Origin of the sequence: Pelotomaculum sp. FP, assembly GCF_004369245.1 — a bacterium.
GTDB lineage: Bacteria > Bacillota > Desulfotomaculia > Desulfotomaculales > Pelotomaculaceae > Pelotomaculum_C > Pelotomaculum_C schinkii.
On the sequence record NZ_QFGB01000056.1, the window covers coordinates 1 to 18,515 of the forward strand.

An 18,515-nucleotide genomic window follows, 5' to 3' on the forward strand; every position below is an offset into this window, starting at 1 on the left:
CTGGCGGTGACCGTGCCCCCGCCGGCCTTGTGACCGGTGACGGTGGCGGTATAGGTGTTACCGCTGCCATATAAGTCGAACACAATGCCGGCCAGGTCGAACATGCCTCCCTCGAATTGTTCGGCGGCAGTAATGGTTAAGGAAGCCGGACCGGTGCCGCCATTTTCTAACCAGATACTCGTAGCGTCACCATTCAAGGTCACGCTGCCGTTGGCGGCAACCGTGAAACCGTTGTTGAGATCGTCCACCCAGTCCGGGTAACTGAGGTCCTGGGTCAGGGCGGGACTATCGACTCCGGACTCTGCCTGGCCGGACACCGATATCCTGGCCGTCACCGCCGCACTGGTACCCCCGTCGCCGTCGCTGACGGTGATGGAGATGGTGCGGTAACTGGCGGGCTCATTGGAGGTGTTCCCGTAGGCCAGCGCGCGCAGCAAATCTGTAACCAGCGCCGGGGTGGCTGAGGCATTGAGGGCAATCACCAGGCTGGAACCATTGGCGCCGCCGCTGATCGTGCCGATCTGACCGGCGCCGGCATGGTTGACGGCGCCGCCCGACACGGAGATATTGCCGATATTGCCGACGGACAGCTGATCCTCCGGCAGCCCCGCGGCAATGTAGGAGACCGTGACCTGTCCGCCGTCGAAGTCCTCGGAGTCGCTGTCGGTCACCATGATGTCGGCGTCAATCTGCTGCGGCGCGGCATTGACGGTGTTCTCCTGAAAGGTGATGTCATTCAGGCCGGTAACACTTGGCTCCTGGTTTCCCACGTATGCCTGAGGATTGGCGATGGTAAACGAATCCAGCCCCAGGTTATACACGTTAGCGGTGCCGGAAATTTGAACATCAAAAGAATAGATATGGGTCAGGCCACTCAAGTCTATAGCGTTGAATTCCGCCACAGTACCGCCGGTTTTGCTGGCGGTGACCGTGCTGCCCCCGGCCTTGTGACCGGTGACGGTGACGGTATAGGTATTCCCGCTGCCGGCCAAATCGAATACCAGCCCGGTCAGGTCGAACATGCCTCCCTCGAATTGTTCGGCGGCAATGATGGTTAAGGAGGCCGGACCGGTGCCGCCATTTTCTAACCAGATACTCGTAGCGTTACCGTTCAAGGCCGCGCTGCCGTTGGCGGCAATGGTGAAACCGTTATTGAGATCGTCCCACCAGGCCGGGTAACTGAGGTCCTGTGTCAACGCCGGGATCTCGACGCCGGACTCCGCCTGGCCGGACACCGATATTTTGGCCGTCACCGCTGCACTGGTACCCCCGTCGCCGTCACTGACGGTGATGGAGATGATGCGATGGCTGACGGGCTCATTGGAGGTGTTCCCGTAGGTCAGCGCGCGCAATAGCTCCGTAACTCGCGCCGACGTGGCGTTGGCATTAAGGCTGATCACCAACTGGGAGCCGTTGCTCCCGCCGCTGACGGTGCCGATCTGGGTACTGGTATAATTGACGGCGCTTCCGGACACGGAAATGTTGCCTATGTTGCCCACCGCCAACTGGTCTTGCGCCGAGTTGCCGGCGGTGTAGGAAACCGTGACTTGCCCGCCGTCAAAGTTGGCCGAGTCGCCGTCGGCCACCGTGACATCCGGGTCAATCTGCTGCGGCGCGGCATTAACGGTGTTTTCCTGGAAGGTGATGTTGCTCAAATTGCTGATAGCCGGCGCTGCATTGCCGCTGTTCACCTGATTGGCGATGGTGAACTGTCTAAATTCGGCATACCAGACTGGGAAAGGAGGATCGGTACCCCCCAAGCTGATTTTAAACTTGGTCAGGCCGGTAAGACCGCTTAAATCTGCTCCGGAAAAGGTTTTTTGAGTAGCGCCGTCATTCGGCCACGCAAGAATTACGGGAGCGGTGGTTGAATTATCCGTCTTGGTGCCAACTATCGTAAATGTCATGTTCCAATCAGACTGATATTTGCCAAGCGTGAGCGATGCCAGGTCAAAAGAAAATAACTCCTCGCCAGGAGCTGTGGAAAATTCTATCCATTGTGCCGCGGTTTCGCCGTTGTCGATCCAAATAGCTCCGTCATCGCTAGCCAGCGCATCTGATGCAGTTGGTGGAGCAAAACCATTGGCAGCATCTGAAATCCAATCGCTATTCAATTGCTGAGTGTCACTGACGCTTGCCTCCGCCGCAGGCGCGTTGGCAAAGGCTAACGCAATAACGGCTGTCAACAGGAGAAAGACAAAAAAAATCTTCGGTTTACAACACATCCTTTACACCTCTACTTAAATGGCGGTTATTTAATTAAACAACCGGTACAATAACGTCTCCGGAACTTTCTTCATATGATACCTTCCCGACGTTAGAAATCGGCTTTAGGCAGCCACTGCATTTCGCAATAAACTTCCCTGTCCTCCGCCACCCGGAACCCAAGCCTCTCATAAAGGGCACGGGCGGCGTAGTTGTACCAGGCCACATGGATGCGCACCGGCTTGCCCGCTTTGGAGGCGTCCCGCAGCATACCGTTGATCAACTCACTCCCGATTCCCCTGTTGCGGAATTCAGGGAGCAGGGTGATGGCGAGACCGCGAAACTCTTCTTTCCCGCGGTGAACATACAACCTTCCCACGGGTTCTCCTTCCAGAAGTACGACGCAAAACTGCGCACCCGGATAGTCTTTTTTAAGCTGCTCCTGCTCACACCGGAACTGCTTGCCATAAAACTCCGTCTTCTGCTCCTCGCTAAGATAAGTGATCCACTCCAGATCCGGACGGCCGCCGGCAAAGAGACGGAAGAGAAACGGCTCATCCGCCGGACAGACCGGACGCAGGGTTACCCGTGCCGTCTCCTTCACGCCGGAAGCGCACCTTTTCATCTCCCGTTCTCCATCGCCAGTGGCTTTCATTTGTTTCACCCTAATCCCGGGTGGGATAAATGCCCTGCAGGGCTATAATATAATTTACTGCCAAGTAGGGCGGCATATTGTCATGGGATTGACCGCCCCCGGCGGCGCCCGTAGGGGCAGCCGGCTTGAGGGTTGTATTGGCGTCAGCCTCGGGTGAATAGATGTTGTAATACGTGCCCCTTTCCTTTTCATAAGAGCCTGGAACCGCGGTGGGACCGGGTTGTCCAACCGTTGCCGTTTTAGTGGAAGCGGGAATCCCGGACGAAGCATGATTATGCCCAGGCATCTCATTAACTGAAAGGGTAACCCTTTCAGAGCCGGAGACCTGACCAAGAATTCGCGGTGTCAGGCCGGTTCCCTGCCCCGCTCCAAGGGGAACGCGCCCGCACAGGTTCGGCAGGGCGAAAGTGGTTCTCCCATCACCCCCGTAAGTAGTCCCGATTAAAGAAAAGAGCGCTTGGTTCGTGCTGATCTGCAGGATTTGGCCGTTGCAAAACGCCCATCCCTGGGGCGCGAAATTACATGGCCAGGCTATGATTGTACCTATAAACGGATCCATAATAAAATCTCTCCTTTCTTGGTGGCAGAATAATAGAGCAAAAATTCATTAGCGCATAACCCCTTAGCATTGCAAGTATGCGCCGGACCGCCGCCCGCCGGCGTGGGAAGTCTGCCTGCCATTCCCTGCGGTCTGCCCGGATAAAATCGAACCAATCATCAACTCCTTTTCCTTTAACATTGTCTTAGATATAGACGCTGCCTTGAAAGCAGTTGTCCATCATACGAAGCAAACCCAATTGTTCACATACGAAGCGATACCCCAAAAATGCAGGTGCGAATTCATTCGTACAAAAGTTACTTTAGACAACCATGCCGTTAAATACGCACCAGCAAGAGATGAGAACTTTATTTTCAGATGCTCAAGTTCCGCGCTGACGCGCCCTTGCGATTGAAATGGCGGCCATATTCTAAGGTTTCTATACTTAACGCCGCTTGTAGAAGTATGTTGTATAAGCTCGTAGATAGACAAGGCAACTTTATGTATAATACGGAGCTCTTCCTAATATTTACAATGAAGAATTTTATAAATTTTTCATTAATTTCTTACCTATTGAATTGTTTTCCTGGCTGATTAATCGAAAAAAAATATCAATACATATACTATTATCGACATATCAAGTGAAAGTTGTAGACTTATTTGCATGAACGACATGCTTTTCGCACTGAATTACATAAGGGCTATTCCGGGAAAGATCACGTAAACGAAAAAAGAAAGGGGGACTCCCTTCCTTTATTCGCACATAATCCCACAAAGGGATGCGCAAAAAACTCTTAAGGACCTGTTTTACGTATAAAAAAAGGAAGGGGTTTCCCTTCCTTCTTGTTAACGTTTTGAGAACTGGGACGCTTTACGGGCTTTTTTGAGACCGTATTTGCGGCGCTCTTTCATACGCGGGTCCCTGGTCAAGAAACCGGCCCGTTTTAAAGGGGGCCGAAGATTGGGGTCGGCCTGGATCAGCGCGCGTGCGATGCCCATTTTGATTGCTCCGGCCTGGCCGCTGATGCCGCCGCCGAGAACTTTGGCCTGAATGTCGAACCGGGCTGACGCCCCGGTAAGCTCCATGGGCTGGCGTACGATCATTTCCAGGGTCTTGCGGCCGAAGTATTCGCTTACCGGCCGGTTGTTGATGATCACGTTGCCTTCACCTGGTACGAGGAATACCCGGGCAATGGCATTTTTTCTGCGGCCTGTACCGTAAAACATTACCTTTGCCATGCTTTATTCCTCCTTCCCGATGGTCTGCCACTGCCAGGCCTCGGGTTTTTGGGCCTGGTGCGGGTGTTCGGCGTCTTTATATACTTTAAGCTTTCTGGCCATATCGGCGCCAAGTTTGTTATGGGGCAGCATGCCCACGATGGCCTTTTCGACGGCCAGTTCGGGCCTGGTTTTAAGTAAAGTGCCGTAGTCGACCGTTTTCAAACCGCCGGGATAGCCGGAGTGCCTGATGTACTTCTTGTCCTGCAGCTTCTTGCCGGTCAGCCTGATTTTGGACGCGTTGATCACAATCACGTGGTCACCGGTGTCGACGTGGGGGGTAAAGTTGGGACGATGCTTCCCCCTCAAGATTTTCGCCGCCTCCACCGCCAGTTTGCCGAGAACCTTGCCTTCGGCGTCCAGGACAAACCATTTGCGGTTCATCTTTATATCTTCAGCCTTGGCCATAAAGGTCTTCATTTAAAATCTTTCCCTCCTTAAGTCAACAAACAAGGCAAAAACCTTTGTTTTTACCGGCCCGGGGCTGGGAACCGCTAAAAACCACATTTAACATTATAATACACACAATTACAAGTGTCAAGGAAGAACCATATAAGGAAGCAGGGGGACGGTTCTAAGGAAGCAGGGGGACGGTTCTTTTGCTTCCTCCCCTGCATCATGTCTGGTACTCAACCTTCTCCAGGCAGAGTCCCCTCGCCGGGGCGGTAGGACCGCCCCTGAGGCTGTCGCCTTCGAACAGAATATCCTCCACCTCGCCCGGGGGAATTTTGCCTTTGCCAACCCGGATCAGAGTTCCGGCAATCATCCGCACCATGTGATAGAGGAAGCCATCCCCCCGCACGTCGATGTAGATCAGGTCGCCTACCCGGTTTACCCGGCTTTCGAGGATAGTGCGGACGGTGCTCTTGACCGGCGTGCCAAGAGCCCGGAAAGCGCTGAAGTCGTGCCGGCCGAGCAGGTATTTAGCCCCCTCCCGCATCGCCCCATCATCCAGTGGGCTGGGTACGTAATAGCTGAACAGGCGGAGGAATGGAGACGGGTATTTCCCGTTGTAGATGGTATAGCGATAGGACTTGGATACAGCCGAAAAACGGGCGTGGAAGGCGGGGTCGACCTCCACCGATTCCAGAGCCACGATGTCCTCCGGCAGCAGGCTTCTCAGGGCGTAAGCCACCCGTTCCGCCCCTATCTTCCAGGAGCCGGCGTCGAAATTGACCACCTGGCCACGGGCGTGCACGCCGGTGTCGGTGCGCCCGGCCCCGATTACCCGGATCTGTCTTTTAGCCAGCCGGGACAGCCTGTCCTCGACGACTCCCTGGATGGTCTGATACGGGGTGCCGCGCTGCTCCTGGAAGCCATAATAGTTTGTGCCGTCATAGGCCAGGGTAACCTTAATGTTGCACATGGACAGATTTCCTTTTTGCTGGAATGTATTTTGGGAAGCAAGGGGACGGTTCTTTTGGGAAGCAAGGGGACGGTTCTTTTGCTTCCTTTTTGACAATGCGGTTCGAAACAATGTGGACGGTTCCCAATACTTCCATTGCTATTTAGCTGTCTAACAACGTGGGAACAAATTCTTTTCTTAGTGCCGCTACAAGCCGCTATCACGACGCCAGCAGTTGCACACTGCACGTTAGGCGAATTTGTGTGATACTAATGGGAAGCAGGGGGACGGTTCTTTTGCTTCCCTATCTACTACCCCAAACTGCTCAAAAGAAATACAACAAATATTGCTAATTCCGTTTTGATTGTTAATCCCTTAAACAGCTTTGCAGCGCAATTATGATTGAAATCGTCCACATCGGGCAGGGGCTCAATTTACTCGTACTGTTAAAGACAGAGGACTTTGCTTTGCCTCATTTTTGGAAGCAAAAGAACCGTCCCCTTGCTTCCTTTTCCTGATCACCTCAAAACAAGCGTGCCCGCCAGGGCGGCCAGACATATTGCGACTGCGGCGTAGTCGGCGGGGCCGGTGTGAAGGCTCCTGATCCTGGTGCGGTTCACGCCGCCACGGTAGCAGCGGGCTTCCATGGCCGTCGCCAGGTCCTCGGCCCGCCGCAGCGCCCCTGCAAAAAGAGGGACAAGCAAAGGGAGCATGTTTCTGAGCCAGCCGGCCGGGCCTCCTGCCAATCCCGCCCCGCGCGAACGCTGGGCCTTGACCAGTATATCAGCTTCCTGCATCAGGGTTGGAATAAAACCCAGGGCTATGGTCATCATCATGGCCAACTCATGTGCCGGGACCCCCAGGCGAGTGAGCGGTGACAGCACGCTTTCCAGCCCGGCGGTCAGGCTGACCGGCGAGGTAGTTTGAGTCAGCAGGGAGGCCAGAAAAATCAATAGGGCCAAGCGCAGGAACAACTGGCTGCCGGCCTCCAAACCTTCCCGGGATATTTTCAGTGGCCCCAGCGCAAGCAGGAGCTCTCCCGGAGTCAGCAGCAATTGCAACAGGAAGGTGACGGTCAAGATCAGCCAGAGAGACCGCAACCCTCCTAAGATAAACCGGGGAGAAAAACCCGACAAAGCGACGGCCGCTATGGTAAGCAGCGCTGCCGGAACGAATCCCGCCCAGCCGGAGGCGAGCAGAACAGCGACGGCAGCGACCAGTACGCACGCCACCTTGGTCCTGGGATCAAGGCGGTGCAAAAGAGATTCACCCGGGATATATTGTCCCATAGTGAGTTTTAAAGACATAGCTACTCCTTAAGGGAAGCAGGGGGACGGTTCTTTTGCTTCCTTGTTTAGGTTGATGCTGCGCCTGACAGTAGTTTTGCGATTTCTTCTTCGGCTTCGGTGTTGGACAGGATACCGGCCGGGACCGGATTGCCGGCGGCTCGCAGCCGGTCCATGATCTCGGTTGGGACGGGAACGTCAAGTCCCATCCCGCGCAATTCTTCGGCCCTGCTGAAAATTTCACGGGGTGCGCCGATCATGGCCAGGCAGCCACGGTTCAGGACGGCCACCCGCTCTGCCAGGAGCCCCACCTCTTCCATGCTGTGGGTTATGAAAATGATGGTAACCCCCCATTCGCGACGCACATTTTCCAAACGGTCCAAGAGCTGCCGCTTGCCCTGCGGGTCCAGGCCTGCGGTGGGCTCATCCAGGGCCAGCACTTCCGGGCGCAGAGCAAGTACGCCTGCAATGGCTGCTCTTCTTTTCATGCCGCCGCTGAGACGGTAGGGGGAGAGTTGCCCAACCTGAACGGGATCCAGGCCGGCTAACCGTAAGGCGTCCTCGACCCGTTCTTTAACTTCATCCCTGCTCAGGCCCATATTTCTGGGCCCGAAGGCCACATCATCAAAAACCGTCTCCTCAAAAAATTGCTGTTCCGGCCGTTGGAAGACCAATCCTACTTTGCGCCAGAGCGTACGCCCCGCCTGCTTATCCGAAACATCCCGGCCGCACACCGTTACCTTGCCGCGCGTGGGTTTAAGCAGGCCGTTGAAATGCTGGACGAGTGTGGACTTGCCGGAGCCGGTGGCGCCTACCACGGCAAGGAATTCGCCTTTGGCTATCTCAAGGGATACATTATCAAGAGAGGTTACCTGAAATGGCGTCCCCGGCGCGTAGACGTGGGTGAGGTTTTCAACCTTGATGGCAGGAGGAAGCAGGGGGACGGTTCTTTTGCTTCCTTTCGGGAAGCAAAAGAACCGTCCCCCTGCTTCCTCGTATCCATTTTGTTTATCCTTTGACATGAGACCACTTCCATAAATTAGTTGGACATAGGCTTATTGCATTCCTCCGGGACCTTGTGCGAATGAATTGGCGCCTGAATTTTAAAAAGGTTGAAGGCGTCGGTAGCAGCAAGAACCGCCCCCATGCTTCCTCCCCGCACATCCGCTGCTTCTTTGTGATCTTTTGGAAGCAAAAGAACCGTCCCTCTGCTTCCCTATTCATGTCACTTGGGATCATGCGAATAATCTGTCACACTAGCCAGCTCACCAGCGTCAAGCTCTACAGTTTTCAAAATGTACTTAAACTTATCGGATTCGTCCTTCCTCCTGGGACTGACCACCTTGTCGTGGTAGGTAAACCCCACCTTTCCTCCCTCTTTATAGTCAAGTGCAAGTCCGTAAAGGTACACTGTCCCATTCCTGAGTGTAACTTTCATGAGTTCACCTCCATTCCTTCTCGGCCTGGATCGAGGATTTTAGCAGAAAGTATCACATCCATTCGCACCCACATTGTTGGCCGTGTGACGCAAGTGTAAGTAAGGTGTATGTATTCTCCGGGTCGTGCGCCAATGAATTCTGCCAAGTTTCACAAAACGGCAGTGTTATGTGGTTTCTCACGTCTCACGTCCCACGACCGCTTTTACCAGGTCGTCGGGGGTCAGGATTGGTTGGGGTATTAAAAAGCCCCGCCTTTTCAGGCCGCGGGCAATTTGGGTGGAAGCGGGCAGTTCCAGTCCCAGCTCTTCCAATATTTTATCCTGGGAGAATACTTCGGCCGGCGTACCCGCGAGGACGGTCTTGCCGCGGGCAAGGACCAGGACCCTGCCGGCCCGGGCGGCCTCTTCCATGAAGTGGGTTACCAGGACCACCGTGATCCCAAGGGAACGGTTAAGCCTCTCCAGGGTATCCAACAGTTCCCGGCGGCCGGCGGGGTCGAGCATGGCGGTGGGCTCGTCCAGGACCAGGCAGGTTGGCTGCATCGCCAGCACTCCGGCAATGGCCAGCCGCTGTTTTTGGCCGCCCGACAGAAGGTGGGGGGCATGCTGACGGAACCGTGTAAGCCCGGTCTGTTCCAGCGCCTCCGTCACCCGGGCGCGTACTTCCGAAGGCTCCAGCCCCAGGTTTTCCGCGCCAAACGCAACGTCTTCCTCCACCAGTGAACTTACAATCTGGTTGTCCGGATTTTGAAAAACCATGCCCACCCTGCGGCGAATTTCCCAGGTGTCCTCCGGACGGCTGGTATCCAGACCGTCTACCAGGACTTTGCCCGTCGAGGGCAGCAGCAGGGCGTTAAAATGCCTGGCCAGGGTGGATTTGCCCGAGCCGTTCGGGCCGACCACGGCCAGGTATTCGCCTTTGTTGACGGTGAGGTCAACTCCGGACAGGGCACGGCACTCGCCGGGCTTGCCGCGGTTGTATGTATGGGTGAGACCGGTTACCTCAATAAAGCAGCCGTGCGTCGCGGAAGCCGGGACATGAGAAACAGGATTGTTCCGTACGGGACCGTTGCCCTCTGTAACAATGCCTGTTACCGGCATCTTATCTCTCACGTCTCACACCGTCCCTTTCATCACAGAAAAATATTTCTACTCTACTCTGAAAACAAGTGTTCGACTGCACATAGAGATACCACAAAAGTCACATTAGACATACGCGCCGCGATTTTTTTCCCAGTAAACGCAAGATAGCCTCTTTCAATGGTACACCTCCAATGAGAATGGGCGTAGCATATGCTGCATTCCTTAGGGGCAATATGTGAATGAATTCGCTCCTGCACTGGATGTATTACCTGTTTACATTAATTATCATGTATGTAGTTTAACCTACATACATCCAAACGTCAACCAAGAGATCTATTGTGGTTTACCTTTGCCCAAGTGCAACGCTGACGCGCCGTTATGCGATTGAAATCGCCCCTACATCGCTTAGTTTTCTTCTCTGCTGGCGCCGCGACAGCGGCTTGTGGAACTACTCCGAAATTCCTGCATCATCGACCCGTGACCGGGTGGTTGCCCATCCTCGCCAGCGTGAATAAGTTAGGTACCTGGTACCTGACTTAAGCGCAAATAGATCAACGAAAATGAGACAAAGAACCGTCCCCTGTCTCATTCATATAATGCATTCCTAACGGGTCAAAGTGAATTCAGACGTGAGTCGTGTGACGTGGGACGTGGGTATATTCTGCATTCCTGTGGGGTCATATTTGCCCCACATTTTTCGGGTAGTTAATGACCCTTTAAAGGATGCAACGCGGGTTGAAAGACCGTTGGAATTTGCGTTGGCAAATACCTCGATTTCCACGTCTCACGTCCCACGTCTCATTACACCAGTTCCAGAATGACCATTTCCGCGGCGTCGCCGCGGCGGTAGCCGACCTTGACGATGCGGGTGTAGCCGCCCGGACGGTCGGCGTACTTGGGCGCGATGGTATCGAAAAGCTTCTTGACCACGTCTTCTTCATATATATAAGCAAGCGCCTGGCGCCTGGCCGCGAGGTCGCCCTGCTTGGCCGTCGTCAGCATTTTCTCGGCGATGCTCTTAACTTCCTTGGCCCTGGCCTCAGTGGTGTTAATCCGCTCATCCCGGAAAAGTGATGTGACCAGGTTGCGCAGCATCGCCTTCCGGTGACCGGTATTGACACCCAATTTCTTGTAGCTCACTGTCTAATGTCCCTCCTTACTCCTCATCCTTCCTGAGTGAAAGGCCGAGTTCATCCAGTTTATGGATCACTTCCTCCAGCGACTTTTTCCCAAGGTTCCTGACTTTCATCATGTCCTCTTCATTGCGCTGGATCAGTTCTTCAACCGAATTAATGCCAGCCCGCTTCAAGCAGTTGTAAGACCTGACCGAGAGGTCGAGCTCTTCGATGGTCATTTCCATGATCTTATCCTTCTGCTCTTCTTCCTTCTCCACCATGATCTCGACGTCGTTCAAGCTTTCCGTGAGACCTATAAAGAGGCGCAGGTGGTCATTGAGGATTTTGGCCGACCAGCTGGTGGCCTCATCCGGCCGGATACTGCCGTCGGTCCAAACCTCCAAAGTCAGTTTGTCGTAGTCGGTAATTTGACCCACACGGGTGTTCTCCACGGTATAGTTAGCCTTTTGCACGGGTGTGAAGGTGGAATCAATGGGAATGACCCCGATGATATGATCACCTTTCTTATTGCGCTCGGCGGAAACATAGCCCCTCCCGCGCGCGACCGTTATCTCCATGAAAAGCCTGCCATTGCCGGCCAGAGTGGCGATGGTGAGATCGGGGTTTAAGATTTCCACGTCGGCGTCATGGATGATGTCGGCGGCCTTAACTTCGCCCTCACCGGTAGCCTCCACCCGCAGGATTTTTTCGTCTTCCCCGTAGAGCTTCAAACGCAAGCTCTTCAGGTTAAGGATAATGTCGGTAACGTCTTCGACAACCCCCGGTATGGTCGAGAACTCGTGCAGCACGCTCTCGATCTTGACCGAGGTGGCGGCAGCGCCGGGCAGGGAGGAAAGCAGGATACGGCGCAATGAATTGCCCAGGGTGATGCCGTAACCCCTTTCCAGCGGCTCAACGACGAACTTGCCGTAGGTGTTGTCGTCACTCATTTCAACAATTTCAATTCTTGGTTTTTCGATTTCCAGCATTTGATGGGATCCTCCTTTGGCCGGAACAATGGGCACTTAGCCTACCTGGAGTACAGCTCCACGATCAGGTGTTCTTGTACGGGAGCATCGATCTGATCCCGCGCCGGGAGGGCAACTACGCGGCCGACGGCCGGGTCGGCGTCATATTCGAGCCATGCCGGGGGAGTGCGGTCGGCAGCCCTCTCCATAAGTTCTTTAATCCTGGGTGAATCCTTGCTTTTGTCCCGTACGGCAATTACATCGCCGACCTTGACCAGGAAGGAGGGTATGTTGACTTTCCTGCCGTTGACGGTAAAATGCCCGTGGCGTACCAGCTGCCTGGCCTCATTACGGGATGCTCCCAGGCCCAGGCGGTAGATAATATTGTCCAAACGCCTCTCCAAAAGCCTGAGCAGGTTTTCACCGGTAACTCCCTGCTGCCGCTCGGCCCTATCAAAGTAGCGCCTGAACTGGCCTTCCAAAATTCCGTACATGCGGCGGGTTTTTTGTTTCTCTCTTAACTGGAGACCATACTCGGAAACCTTCTTGCGGCCCTGGCCGTGCTGGCCCGGGGCATAGGCCCGGCGATCTACTGCACACCTTGGAGTATAGCACCTGTCACCTTTGAGATAGAGCTTCAGGCCTTCCCGGCGGCAGAGCCGGCAGACTGAATCCTTATACCTTGCCAAATATAGTACACCTCCTTAAACTCTCCGGCGCTTGGGCGGCCGGCAGCCATTGTGCGGGATGGGGGTGACATCCTTGATCATGTTTACTTCCAGCCCGGCAGCCTGCAGTGAGCGGATAGCTGCTTCACGCCCCGCGCCAGGCCCCTTTACCATCACTTCTACTTCCTTCAGGCCGTGTTCCATGGCCTCTTTGGCGGACTTTTCGGCCGCTATCTGGGCAGCGAAGGGGGTGCTTTTTCTGGAGCCTTTAAAGCCCACCCCACCGGCGCTGGCCCAGGAAAGTGTATTGCCCCTGACGTCGGTAATGGTAACGACGGTATTATTGAAGGTGGATTTGATGTGGGCAACGCCCGACTCTATATTTTTGCGTTCACGTTTTTTAGTCCTGGCTACGCGACGCGCCATTGAAAAACCTCCTCTAACCTATTTTTTTCTGCGGACGCCAACGGTTTTGCGCGGTCCCTTACGGGTGCGAGCGTTGGTTTTGGTCCGCTGGCCGCGTACCGGCATGCCGCGGCGATGCCTGAGGCCCCGGTAGCATCCGATTTCAATCAGGCGCTTGATGTTCAAAGCGATTTCACGGCGCAGGTCACCCTCGACCTTGTGTTCCTTCTCAATCACTTCACGCAGCCTGGTAATCTCTTCCTCGGTAAGGTTCCTGACCCGTGTGTCCGGATTGACATTGGTTTCAGCCAGGACCTTTTGTGACGTGGGCTTACCAATGCCGAATATATAGGTAAGCGCGATCTCGACCCGCTTATCCCTCGGTAAGTCTACGCCTGCAATACGTGCCATATATTATTAAACACCTCCTGGTTTACCCTTGTGCCTGTTTATGCTTGGGGTTCTCGCAGATAACCATGATTCTGCCCTTCCTGCGGATAATTTTGCACTTTTCGCAGATGGGCTTAACGGACGGTCTGACTTTCACTTTAAACCCTCCTTATTAGGTCGTCAGGCGTAAGGCGTAGGCCGTAGGATGCATGTATTCCTTTTTTGTCGACCTATCCCCGCCAAATGTAAACTTCCGACAACCCAATACTTCTTTTACTTAATTATTACGCCCTACCACTTACGACCTACGGCTACTATTTATACCGGTAGACGATGCGGCCGCGCGTTAGATCATATGGGGAAAGCTCCACCATGACCCGGTCACCGGAGAGGATCCGGATGAAATTCATCCTGATCTTGCCTGAGACGTGGGCTAGGACTTTGTGTCCGTTCTGGAGCTCAACACGAAACATTGCGTTTGGCAACGGCTCGATCACGGTCCCTTCAACCTCAATCACATCCTGTTTCGACATCAGTTATTGGCCCTACCTCCTTGTATTAAAATGAACACTCAAATTTGTTCAATGAGACTCTTAAGTTCCTTCCGGACATCCGCATTTGTAATCCTTTTGCCGTTTATCGCCTTGTCAAACACTTCCCCGGCAATCATATCATAAAACTTGAGGTGTTTTACGTTTTTTATTTTGGGATTATCAACTTTCCGGACTTCCCCGTCAGCCAGCATGACCCTGGTCTCGTTTACGCTGCCGACCACCAGGTAATACCTGCCGCTGTCACGGCCCTGCATTGAACATACAAGGCGCCCGATCTGAGCCGCATTCCCTGACATGGCCATTACCTCCGAAATTAGTCGTAGGTCGTAAGTCGTAGGTCGTAGGTATATACTGCATTCCTTTGGGGCCTTTTTGTACGAATGAATTCGCACCTACATTTGTTGGGGTTCCCCTCGTACCTATTGGTATATGCAGTACCTAAGGAGCAATATGCTTTTTTACGCCCTACGCCTTAGAAAGTATTTCCGGCTCGTCATCGGTAATAGCGACGGTATGCTCAAAATGGGCGGAAAGCCTTCTGTCTAACGTAACCACCGTCCAGTCGTTGGAAAGAGTCTTTACCTCGTGAGTGCCCATGTTAATCATTGGTTCAATAGCTAATGTCATACCCGCCTTCAGCCTGGGGCCCCGGCCCGGTCTGCCGAAGTTCGGCACCTGGGGTTCCTCGTGCGGCTTGGCGCCGATGCCGTGGCCCACGTAGTCCCGCACTACCCCATAGCCATGTTTTTCGGCCCAGGTCTGAACCGCGTTGGAAATATCGGATAGCCTGTTGCCGTCTCTTGCCTGATCAATACCTTTGTAAAGACACTCTTCGGTGACCTTCATGAGGTCTAAGGCTTCGCGGCTGACGTCTCCAACCGGAAGCGTCACCGCGCTGTCGCTAAAATAACCATTTATTTCCGTTCCAATATCGATACTGATAATATCTCCACTTTCCAATTTTCTTAAACTGGGGAAACCGTGTACCACCTCTTCGTTGACCGAAGCGCAGATGGCGCCGGGAAAGCCGTAAAGCCCTTTAAAAGCAGGCTTGGCGCCGGACTTGATGATAAATTCCTCTGCGAGCCGGTCCAGTTCCCGGGTGGGCACCCCTGCCTTCACGGCCTTTTTGAGCTCCGCGTGCGTCAGGGCGACAACCCGGCCGGCGTCACGCATGTAGTTTAATTCTCTTTCAGACTTGCAGGTAATCATGATCTCACCTACCTGATAAAGCCCTGGTAACTGCGCATCAGCAGGTGGGACTCGACCTGCTTCATGGTATCCAGCGCCACACCGACTACAATCAGGAGAGCGGTGCCGCCGAAGTAGATGTTGGGGATCCTGGTGGCCACCAGCACAAAGCTCGGCAGGATGGCGATCAGGGCCAGGAAAATAGCGCCCGCCAGGGTAATCCTGTTCATGATCTTAGTGATGTAATCCGCAGTTGGCCGGCCCGGACGCAAGCCCGGTATGAAACCGCCGTATTTCTTGATGTTGTCGGCCACATCCACCGGGTTCATAATTACCGCGGTGTAAAAATAGGTAAAGCCTACAATTAGAAGCGCGTAAATAATGGTATGCGCTGCCGTTCCCCAGCCGAACCACTGGACGTAAAAGGCCGCGGGCGCGCTGCTGGCGAACCATTGAGCCAGTGACTCGGGGAACATCAATAGGGACGAAGCGAAAATGATCGGGATCACGCCGGCCTGGTTGACCTTAAGCGGCAGGTGTGTAGTTTGCCCGCCGTATACGCGACGGCCCACCACCCGCTTGGCGTACTGCACAGGTATGCGGCGCTGGCCTTCCTGGATGGCCACCACCGCCGCGATAACCAGACCGCCGATAACGACCAGTCCGATAACGCTCAGGACGTTGATGGTACCCGCGTTAAGGTATTCAATCATTCTCGCAATGCCCTGCGGCACGCGTGACACGATACCGGCGAAAATCAACAATGAGATCCCGTTGCCGATACCCTTTTCGGTAATCTGCTCGCCGATCCACATCAGCAGGGTGGTCCCGGCGGTGATGGTAAGGGCTGTGGCCAGGTAAGTTAAAACACCCGGGTTAACCAGCGACCCTTTTACGCCGATGACCATGCCCAGTCCCTGGACAAAAGCCAGGACCACGGTAAGGTAGCGGGTATACTGGGTGATTTTCTTGGTGCCCTCGGCCCCCTCTTTTTTGAGCCGCTCCAGGTGCGGTATAACCACGGTGAGGAGCTGCATAATGATGGAGGCGTTGATGTAGGGCGTGATGCCCATCGCAAAGAGCGAGAAATTTTTCAGCGCGCCGCCGGATATAACATCAAAGAAGCCAAAAATCATCCCGCTGCTGACCAGTTCGGCAAATCTTTCGGGGTTCACTCCCGGGATGGGAATGTGCGCGCCCAGGCGGAAAACGAAGATCATTGCCAGCGTAAACAGGAGCTTTGACCTCAGTTCGGAAACTCTGACCGAGCTCCGTAAACTTTCCAGCAATTAAATCACCTCTGCTTTACCGCCGGCCGCCGTTATTTTTTCCTCGGCCGACTTGCTGAACGCCTGAGCATGGACTGTCAGAGCTTTTTCAAGCTTGCCCTGCCCCAGTATTTTGACACCATCACCAGTTTTTCTGATAATACGAGCTGCCAGCAATGTTTCGGGAGTTACGGTCGTTCCTTCTTCAAAACAATTTAATTGCTCCACGTTGATAGCGATAATTTCTTTGGAAAACGGGTTGTAAAAACCGCGCTTGGGCATGCGCCGCTGGAGCGGCATCTGGCCGCCTTCGAAGCCGGGCCGGACACCGCCGCCGGAACGGGCCTTTTGCCCTTTATGTCCGCGTCCGGCCGTCTTGCCGAGTCCGGAACCGATGCCCTGACCTTTTCTGGTCGGTTTCACACGCGCGCCCGGCGCCGGGCTTAATTCATGCAGTTTCATTGTTCCACCTCCTCAGGCTTCCTCCACCTTCAAAAGATGAGCGACTTTATTAATCATACCCCGTACCTGCGGGGTGTCTTCCCTGACTACCGAGTGGTTCGACTTGGTCAGACCCATGGCACGCACGGTGACCTTTTGGTCTTCCGGGCGTCCGATCAGGCTCCGGACCAAGGTAATCTTCAGCTTGGCCACGTTCTTCCCTCCTAATCCTAGCCCAGTAGTTCTTCTAGGGTTTTGCCCCTAAGGCCGGCTACCTTCTCAGGGGTCTTGAGGCTTTTTAAGGCCTCCATGGTCGCGTGGACCACGTTGTTGGCGTTGTTGGAGCCCAGTGACTTCGTCAGGATGTCCCGTACCCCGGCCAGTTCCAGAATGGCTCGCACAGGCCCCCCGGCAATCACGCCGGTGCCCGGCGCCGCAGGCTTTAAGAGGACCTTGCCGGCGCCAAAAATCCCGGTTACTTCGTGGGGAATGGTGGTGCCGGACAGCGGAACATTGATCATGGACTTTTTGGCGTCTTCAATGCCCTTGCGAATGGCTTCGGGCACTTCACCGGCCTTGCCCAGGCCGGCTCCGACGTTGCCGTTGCCGTCTCCCACGACCATCAGGGCGGAAAAGCTAAACCTCCGGCCGCCTTTGACCACCTTGGCGACACGGTTGATGAATACTACTTTTTCTGACGTTTCCAGTTTACTGGCGTCAATTCTTGCCATCTATTTCCCTCCTTAGAACTCAAGCCCGCCGGCCCTTGCCGCATCAGCCAGAGCTTTGATCCGCCCGTGATAGATGTAGCCGGCGCGGTCGAAAACGACGGTCTTAATCCCTGCTTCAAGGGCCTTCTTGGCCAGCAGCTCACCCACCGCGGATGCCGCGGCGGCATTGCTGCAGGAAGGCAGCTTGCCTTTGAGCTCAGGAGCCAGGGTTGAGGCCGCGGCCAGGGTGGCGCCTTTATCATCGTCTATGAGTTGGGCGTAAATATTGTTCAGGCTGCGAAACACATTCAGCCTGGGCCGCTGTGCGGTGCCGGAAATTTTCTTGCGGACCCGCTGGCGCCTGTTATCCCGTAGGGCTTTACGGTCAGGTTTCTTCAGCACTTTTTAAGTCACTCCTCCCTTACTTCTTACCTTTGCCGCCGGCCTTACCGACCTTGCGCCGGATGACTTCACCTTCGTACCGGATCCCCTTGCCCTTGTAAGGCTCGGGTTCGCGGACCGCGCGAATGACCGCCGCCAGAGCCCCCACCTTTTCCTTGTCAACGCCTTTGACGCTGATTTTGGTAGGTGCGGGAACCTCTATATCGATTCCGGCTTCCGGCTCTATTTCCACCGGGTGGGAGTAACCTACGGCCAGGACAAGCTTGTTGCCCTGCTTGGAGGCGCGGTATCCGACACCGACCAGCTCCAGGTTTTTATGAAAACCGGCGGTCACACCCACCACCATGTTGTTCAAGAGGGTTCTGGTCAGCCCGTGCAGACCCCTGTGCGTCTTGTTGTCGGAGGGCCGCTCAACCGTGAGCCTGCCGTCCTCGTATTTAATAATCATGTCCCGGTGCAGTTCTCTTGCAAGCTGCCCTTTCGGCCCCTTGACGCGGACATTGTTTCCGTCAAGCTGCACTTCCACGCCGGCGGGCACCGTAATGGGCTGCTTTCCAATCCTGGACATCTAAACC

The 18,515-nt window shown here is 54.6% G+C and carries 26 protein-coding genes; all 26 read right to left on the reverse strand.

Annotated features, from left to right (window positions below; all coding sequences use genetic code 11):
- Nucleotides 1–2,225 (reverse strand): hypothetical protein (locus tag Psfp_RS16990; RefSeq protein ID WP_134219725.1); only part of this gene is annotated, 2,225 nt, incomplete at its 3' end.
- Nucleotides 2,226–2,317: 92 nt separating this feature from the next.
- Nucleotides 2,318–2,860, reverse strand: coding sequence for a GNAT family N-acetyltransferase (locus tag Psfp_RS16995; protein ID WP_134219726.1), 543 nt, complete (start codon nucleotides 2,858–2,860; stop codon nucleotides 2,318–2,320).
- A 10-nt stretch (nucleotides 2,861–2,870) separates the two neighbouring features.
- Nucleotides 2,871–3,419 carry a tail fiber protein gene (locus Psfp_RS17000; protein ID WP_205079613.1) on the reverse strand — a complete coding sequence of 183 codons (549 nt, stop codon included), beginning with the start codon at nucleotides 3,417–3,419 and terminating at the stop codon, nucleotides 2,871–2,873.
- Nucleotides 3,420–4,244: 825 nt separating this feature from the next.
- Nucleotides 4,245–4,637, reverse strand: a complete 393-nt coding sequence (gene rpsI, locus Psfp_RS17005) for a 30S ribosomal protein S9 (RefSeq protein ID WP_134219728.1) — start codon at nucleotides 4,635–4,637, stop codon at nucleotides 4,245–4,247.
- A 3-nt stretch (nucleotides 4,638–4,640) separates the two neighbouring features.
- Nucleotides 4,641–5,096: a 50S ribosomal protein L13 gene (gene rplM / locus Psfp_RS17010; protein ID WP_134219729.1), complete on the reverse strand. Its 456-nt coding sequence runs from the start codon at nucleotides 5,094–5,096 to the stop codon at nucleotides 4,641–4,643.
- Between the two features lie 196 nt (nucleotides 5,097–5,292).
- Nucleotides 5,293–6,138, reverse strand: a complete 846-nt coding sequence (gene truA / locus Psfp_RS17015; protein WP_348981156.1) for a tRNA pseudouridine(38-40) synthase TruA — start codon at nucleotides 6,136–6,138, stop codon at nucleotides 5,293–5,295.
- 401 nt (nucleotides 6,139–6,539) lie between these two features.
- Nucleotides 6,540–7,328 (reverse strand): energy-coupling factor transporter transmembrane component T, encoded by a 789-nt coding sequence (locus Psfp_RS17020; RefSeq protein ID WP_134219730.1) that lies wholly within the window; start codon nucleotides 7,326–7,328, stop codon nucleotides 6,540–6,542.
- A 47-nt stretch (nucleotides 7,329–7,375) separates the two neighbouring features.
- Nucleotides 7,376–8,329 carry an energy-coupling factor transporter ATPase gene (locus Psfp_RS17025; RefSeq protein WP_134219731.1) on the reverse strand — a complete coding sequence of 318 codons (954 nt, stop codon included), beginning with the start codon at nucleotides 8,327–8,329 and terminating at the stop codon, nucleotides 7,376–7,378.
- A gap of 17 nt (nucleotides 8,330–8,346) precedes the next feature.
- The gene (locus Psfp_RS21825; RefSeq protein ID WP_192895502.1) at nucleotides 8,347–8,502 is read right to left on the reverse strand and encodes a hypothetical protein; all 156 of its coding nucleotides are present in this window, start codon (nucleotides 8,500–8,502) and stop codon (nucleotides 8,347–8,349) included.
- Nucleotides 8,503–8,532: 30 nt separating this feature from the next.
- A complete protein-coding gene (locus Psfp_RS17030; RefSeq protein WP_134219732.1) occupies nucleotides 8,533–8,745 on the reverse strand; it encodes a hypothetical protein in 213 nt (70 codons plus the stop codon).
- Nucleotides 8,746–8,922: 177 nt separating this feature from the next.
- Nucleotides 8,923–9,858, reverse strand: coding sequence for an energy-coupling factor transporter ATPase (locus tag Psfp_RS17035; protein WP_243120758.1), 936 nt, complete (start codon nucleotides 9,856–9,858; stop codon nucleotides 8,923–8,925).
- A gap of 771 nt (nucleotides 9,859–10,629) precedes the next feature.
- The gene (rplQ, locus tag Psfp_RS17040) at nucleotides 10,630–10,968 is read right to left on the reverse strand and encodes a 50S ribosomal protein L17 (protein ID WP_134219733.1); all 339 of its coding nucleotides are present in this window, start codon (nucleotides 10,966–10,968) and stop codon (nucleotides 10,630–10,632) included.
- A 16-nt stretch (nucleotides 10,969–10,984) separates the two neighbouring features.
- Entirely contained in the window at nucleotides 10,985–11,932 is a 948-nt protein-coding gene (locus tag Psfp_RS17045; RefSeq protein ID WP_134219734.1) for a DNA-directed RNA polymerase subunit alpha, read from the reverse strand.
- Nucleotides 11,933–11,973: 41 nt separating this feature from the next.
- The gene (gene rpsD / locus Psfp_RS17050) at nucleotides 11,974–12,600 is read right to left on the reverse strand and encodes a 30S ribosomal protein S4 (RefSeq protein ID WP_134219735.1); all 627 of its coding nucleotides are present in this window, start codon (nucleotides 12,598–12,600) and stop codon (nucleotides 11,974–11,976) included.
- 15 nt (nucleotides 12,601–12,615) lie between these two features.
- On the reverse strand, nucleotides 12,616–13,005 hold the full coding sequence (gene rpsK / locus Psfp_RS17055) for a 30S ribosomal protein S11 (protein WP_134219736.1): 390 nt from the start codon (nucleotides 13,003–13,005) through the stop codon (nucleotides 12,616–12,618).
- A gap of 18 nt (nucleotides 13,006–13,023) precedes the next feature.
- Nucleotides 13,024–13,395: a 30S ribosomal protein S13 gene (gene rpsM, locus Psfp_RS17060; RefSeq protein WP_134219737.1), complete on the reverse strand. Its 372-nt coding sequence runs from the start codon at nucleotides 13,393–13,395 to the stop codon at nucleotides 13,024–13,026.
- Nucleotides 13,396–13,417: 22 nt separating this feature from the next.
- Nucleotides 13,418–13,531: a 50S ribosomal protein L36 gene (gene rpmJ / locus Psfp_RS17065; RefSeq protein WP_011928424.1), complete on the reverse strand. Its 114-nt coding sequence runs from the start codon at nucleotides 13,529–13,531 to the stop codon at nucleotides 13,418–13,420.
- Nucleotides 13,532–13,688: 157 nt separating this feature from the next.
- On the reverse strand, nucleotides 13,689–13,907 hold the full coding sequence (infA, locus tag Psfp_RS17070; RefSeq protein WP_045645055.1) for a translation initiation factor IF-1: 219 nt from the start codon (nucleotides 13,905–13,907) through the stop codon (nucleotides 13,689–13,691).
- 38 nt (nucleotides 13,908–13,945) lie between these two features.
- A complete protein-coding gene (locus tag Psfp_RS17075; RefSeq protein ID WP_134219738.1) occupies nucleotides 13,946–14,224 on the reverse strand; it encodes a KOW domain-containing RNA-binding protein in 279 nt (92 codons plus the stop codon).
- 169 nt (nucleotides 14,225–14,393) lie between these two features.
- The gene (gene map, locus Psfp_RS17080) at nucleotides 14,394–15,140 is read right to left on the reverse strand and encodes a type I methionyl aminopeptidase (RefSeq protein WP_134219739.1); all 747 of its coding nucleotides are present in this window, start codon (nucleotides 15,138–15,140) and stop codon (nucleotides 14,394–14,396) included.
- An 8-nt stretch (nucleotides 15,141–15,148) separates the two neighbouring features.
- Entirely contained in the window at nucleotides 15,149–16,408 is a 1,260-nt protein-coding gene (gene secY, locus Psfp_RS17085; RefSeq protein ID WP_134219740.1) for a preprotein translocase subunit SecY, read from the reverse strand.
- Nucleotides 16,409–16,849: a 50S ribosomal protein L15 gene (rplO, locus tag Psfp_RS17090; RefSeq protein WP_134219741.1), complete on the reverse strand. Its 441-nt coding sequence runs from the start codon at nucleotides 16,847–16,849 to the stop codon at nucleotides 16,409–16,411.
- Between the two features lie 12 nt (nucleotides 16,850–16,861).
- A complete protein-coding gene (rpmD, locus tag Psfp_RS17095; protein WP_134219742.1) occupies nucleotides 16,862–17,041 on the reverse strand; it encodes a 50S ribosomal protein L30 in 180 nt (59 codons plus the stop codon).
- A gap of 17 nt (nucleotides 17,042–17,058) precedes the next feature.
- On the reverse strand, nucleotides 17,059–17,559 hold the full coding sequence (gene rpsE, locus Psfp_RS17100; RefSeq protein ID WP_134219743.1) for a 30S ribosomal protein S5: 501 nt from the start codon (nucleotides 17,557–17,559) through the stop codon (nucleotides 17,059–17,061).
- 12 nt (nucleotides 17,560–17,571) lie between these two features.
- On the reverse strand, nucleotides 17,572–17,940 hold the full coding sequence (gene rplR / locus Psfp_RS17105; protein WP_134219744.1) for a 50S ribosomal protein L18: 369 nt from the start codon (nucleotides 17,938–17,940) through the stop codon (nucleotides 17,572–17,574).
- 19 nt (nucleotides 17,941–17,959) lie between these two features.
- Nucleotides 17,960–18,508: a 50S ribosomal protein L6 gene (rplF, locus tag Psfp_RS17110; protein WP_134219745.1), complete on the reverse strand. Its 549-nt coding sequence runs from the start codon at nucleotides 18,506–18,508 to the stop codon at nucleotides 17,960–17,962.
- Nucleotides 18,509–18,515: the final 7 nt, after the last annotated feature.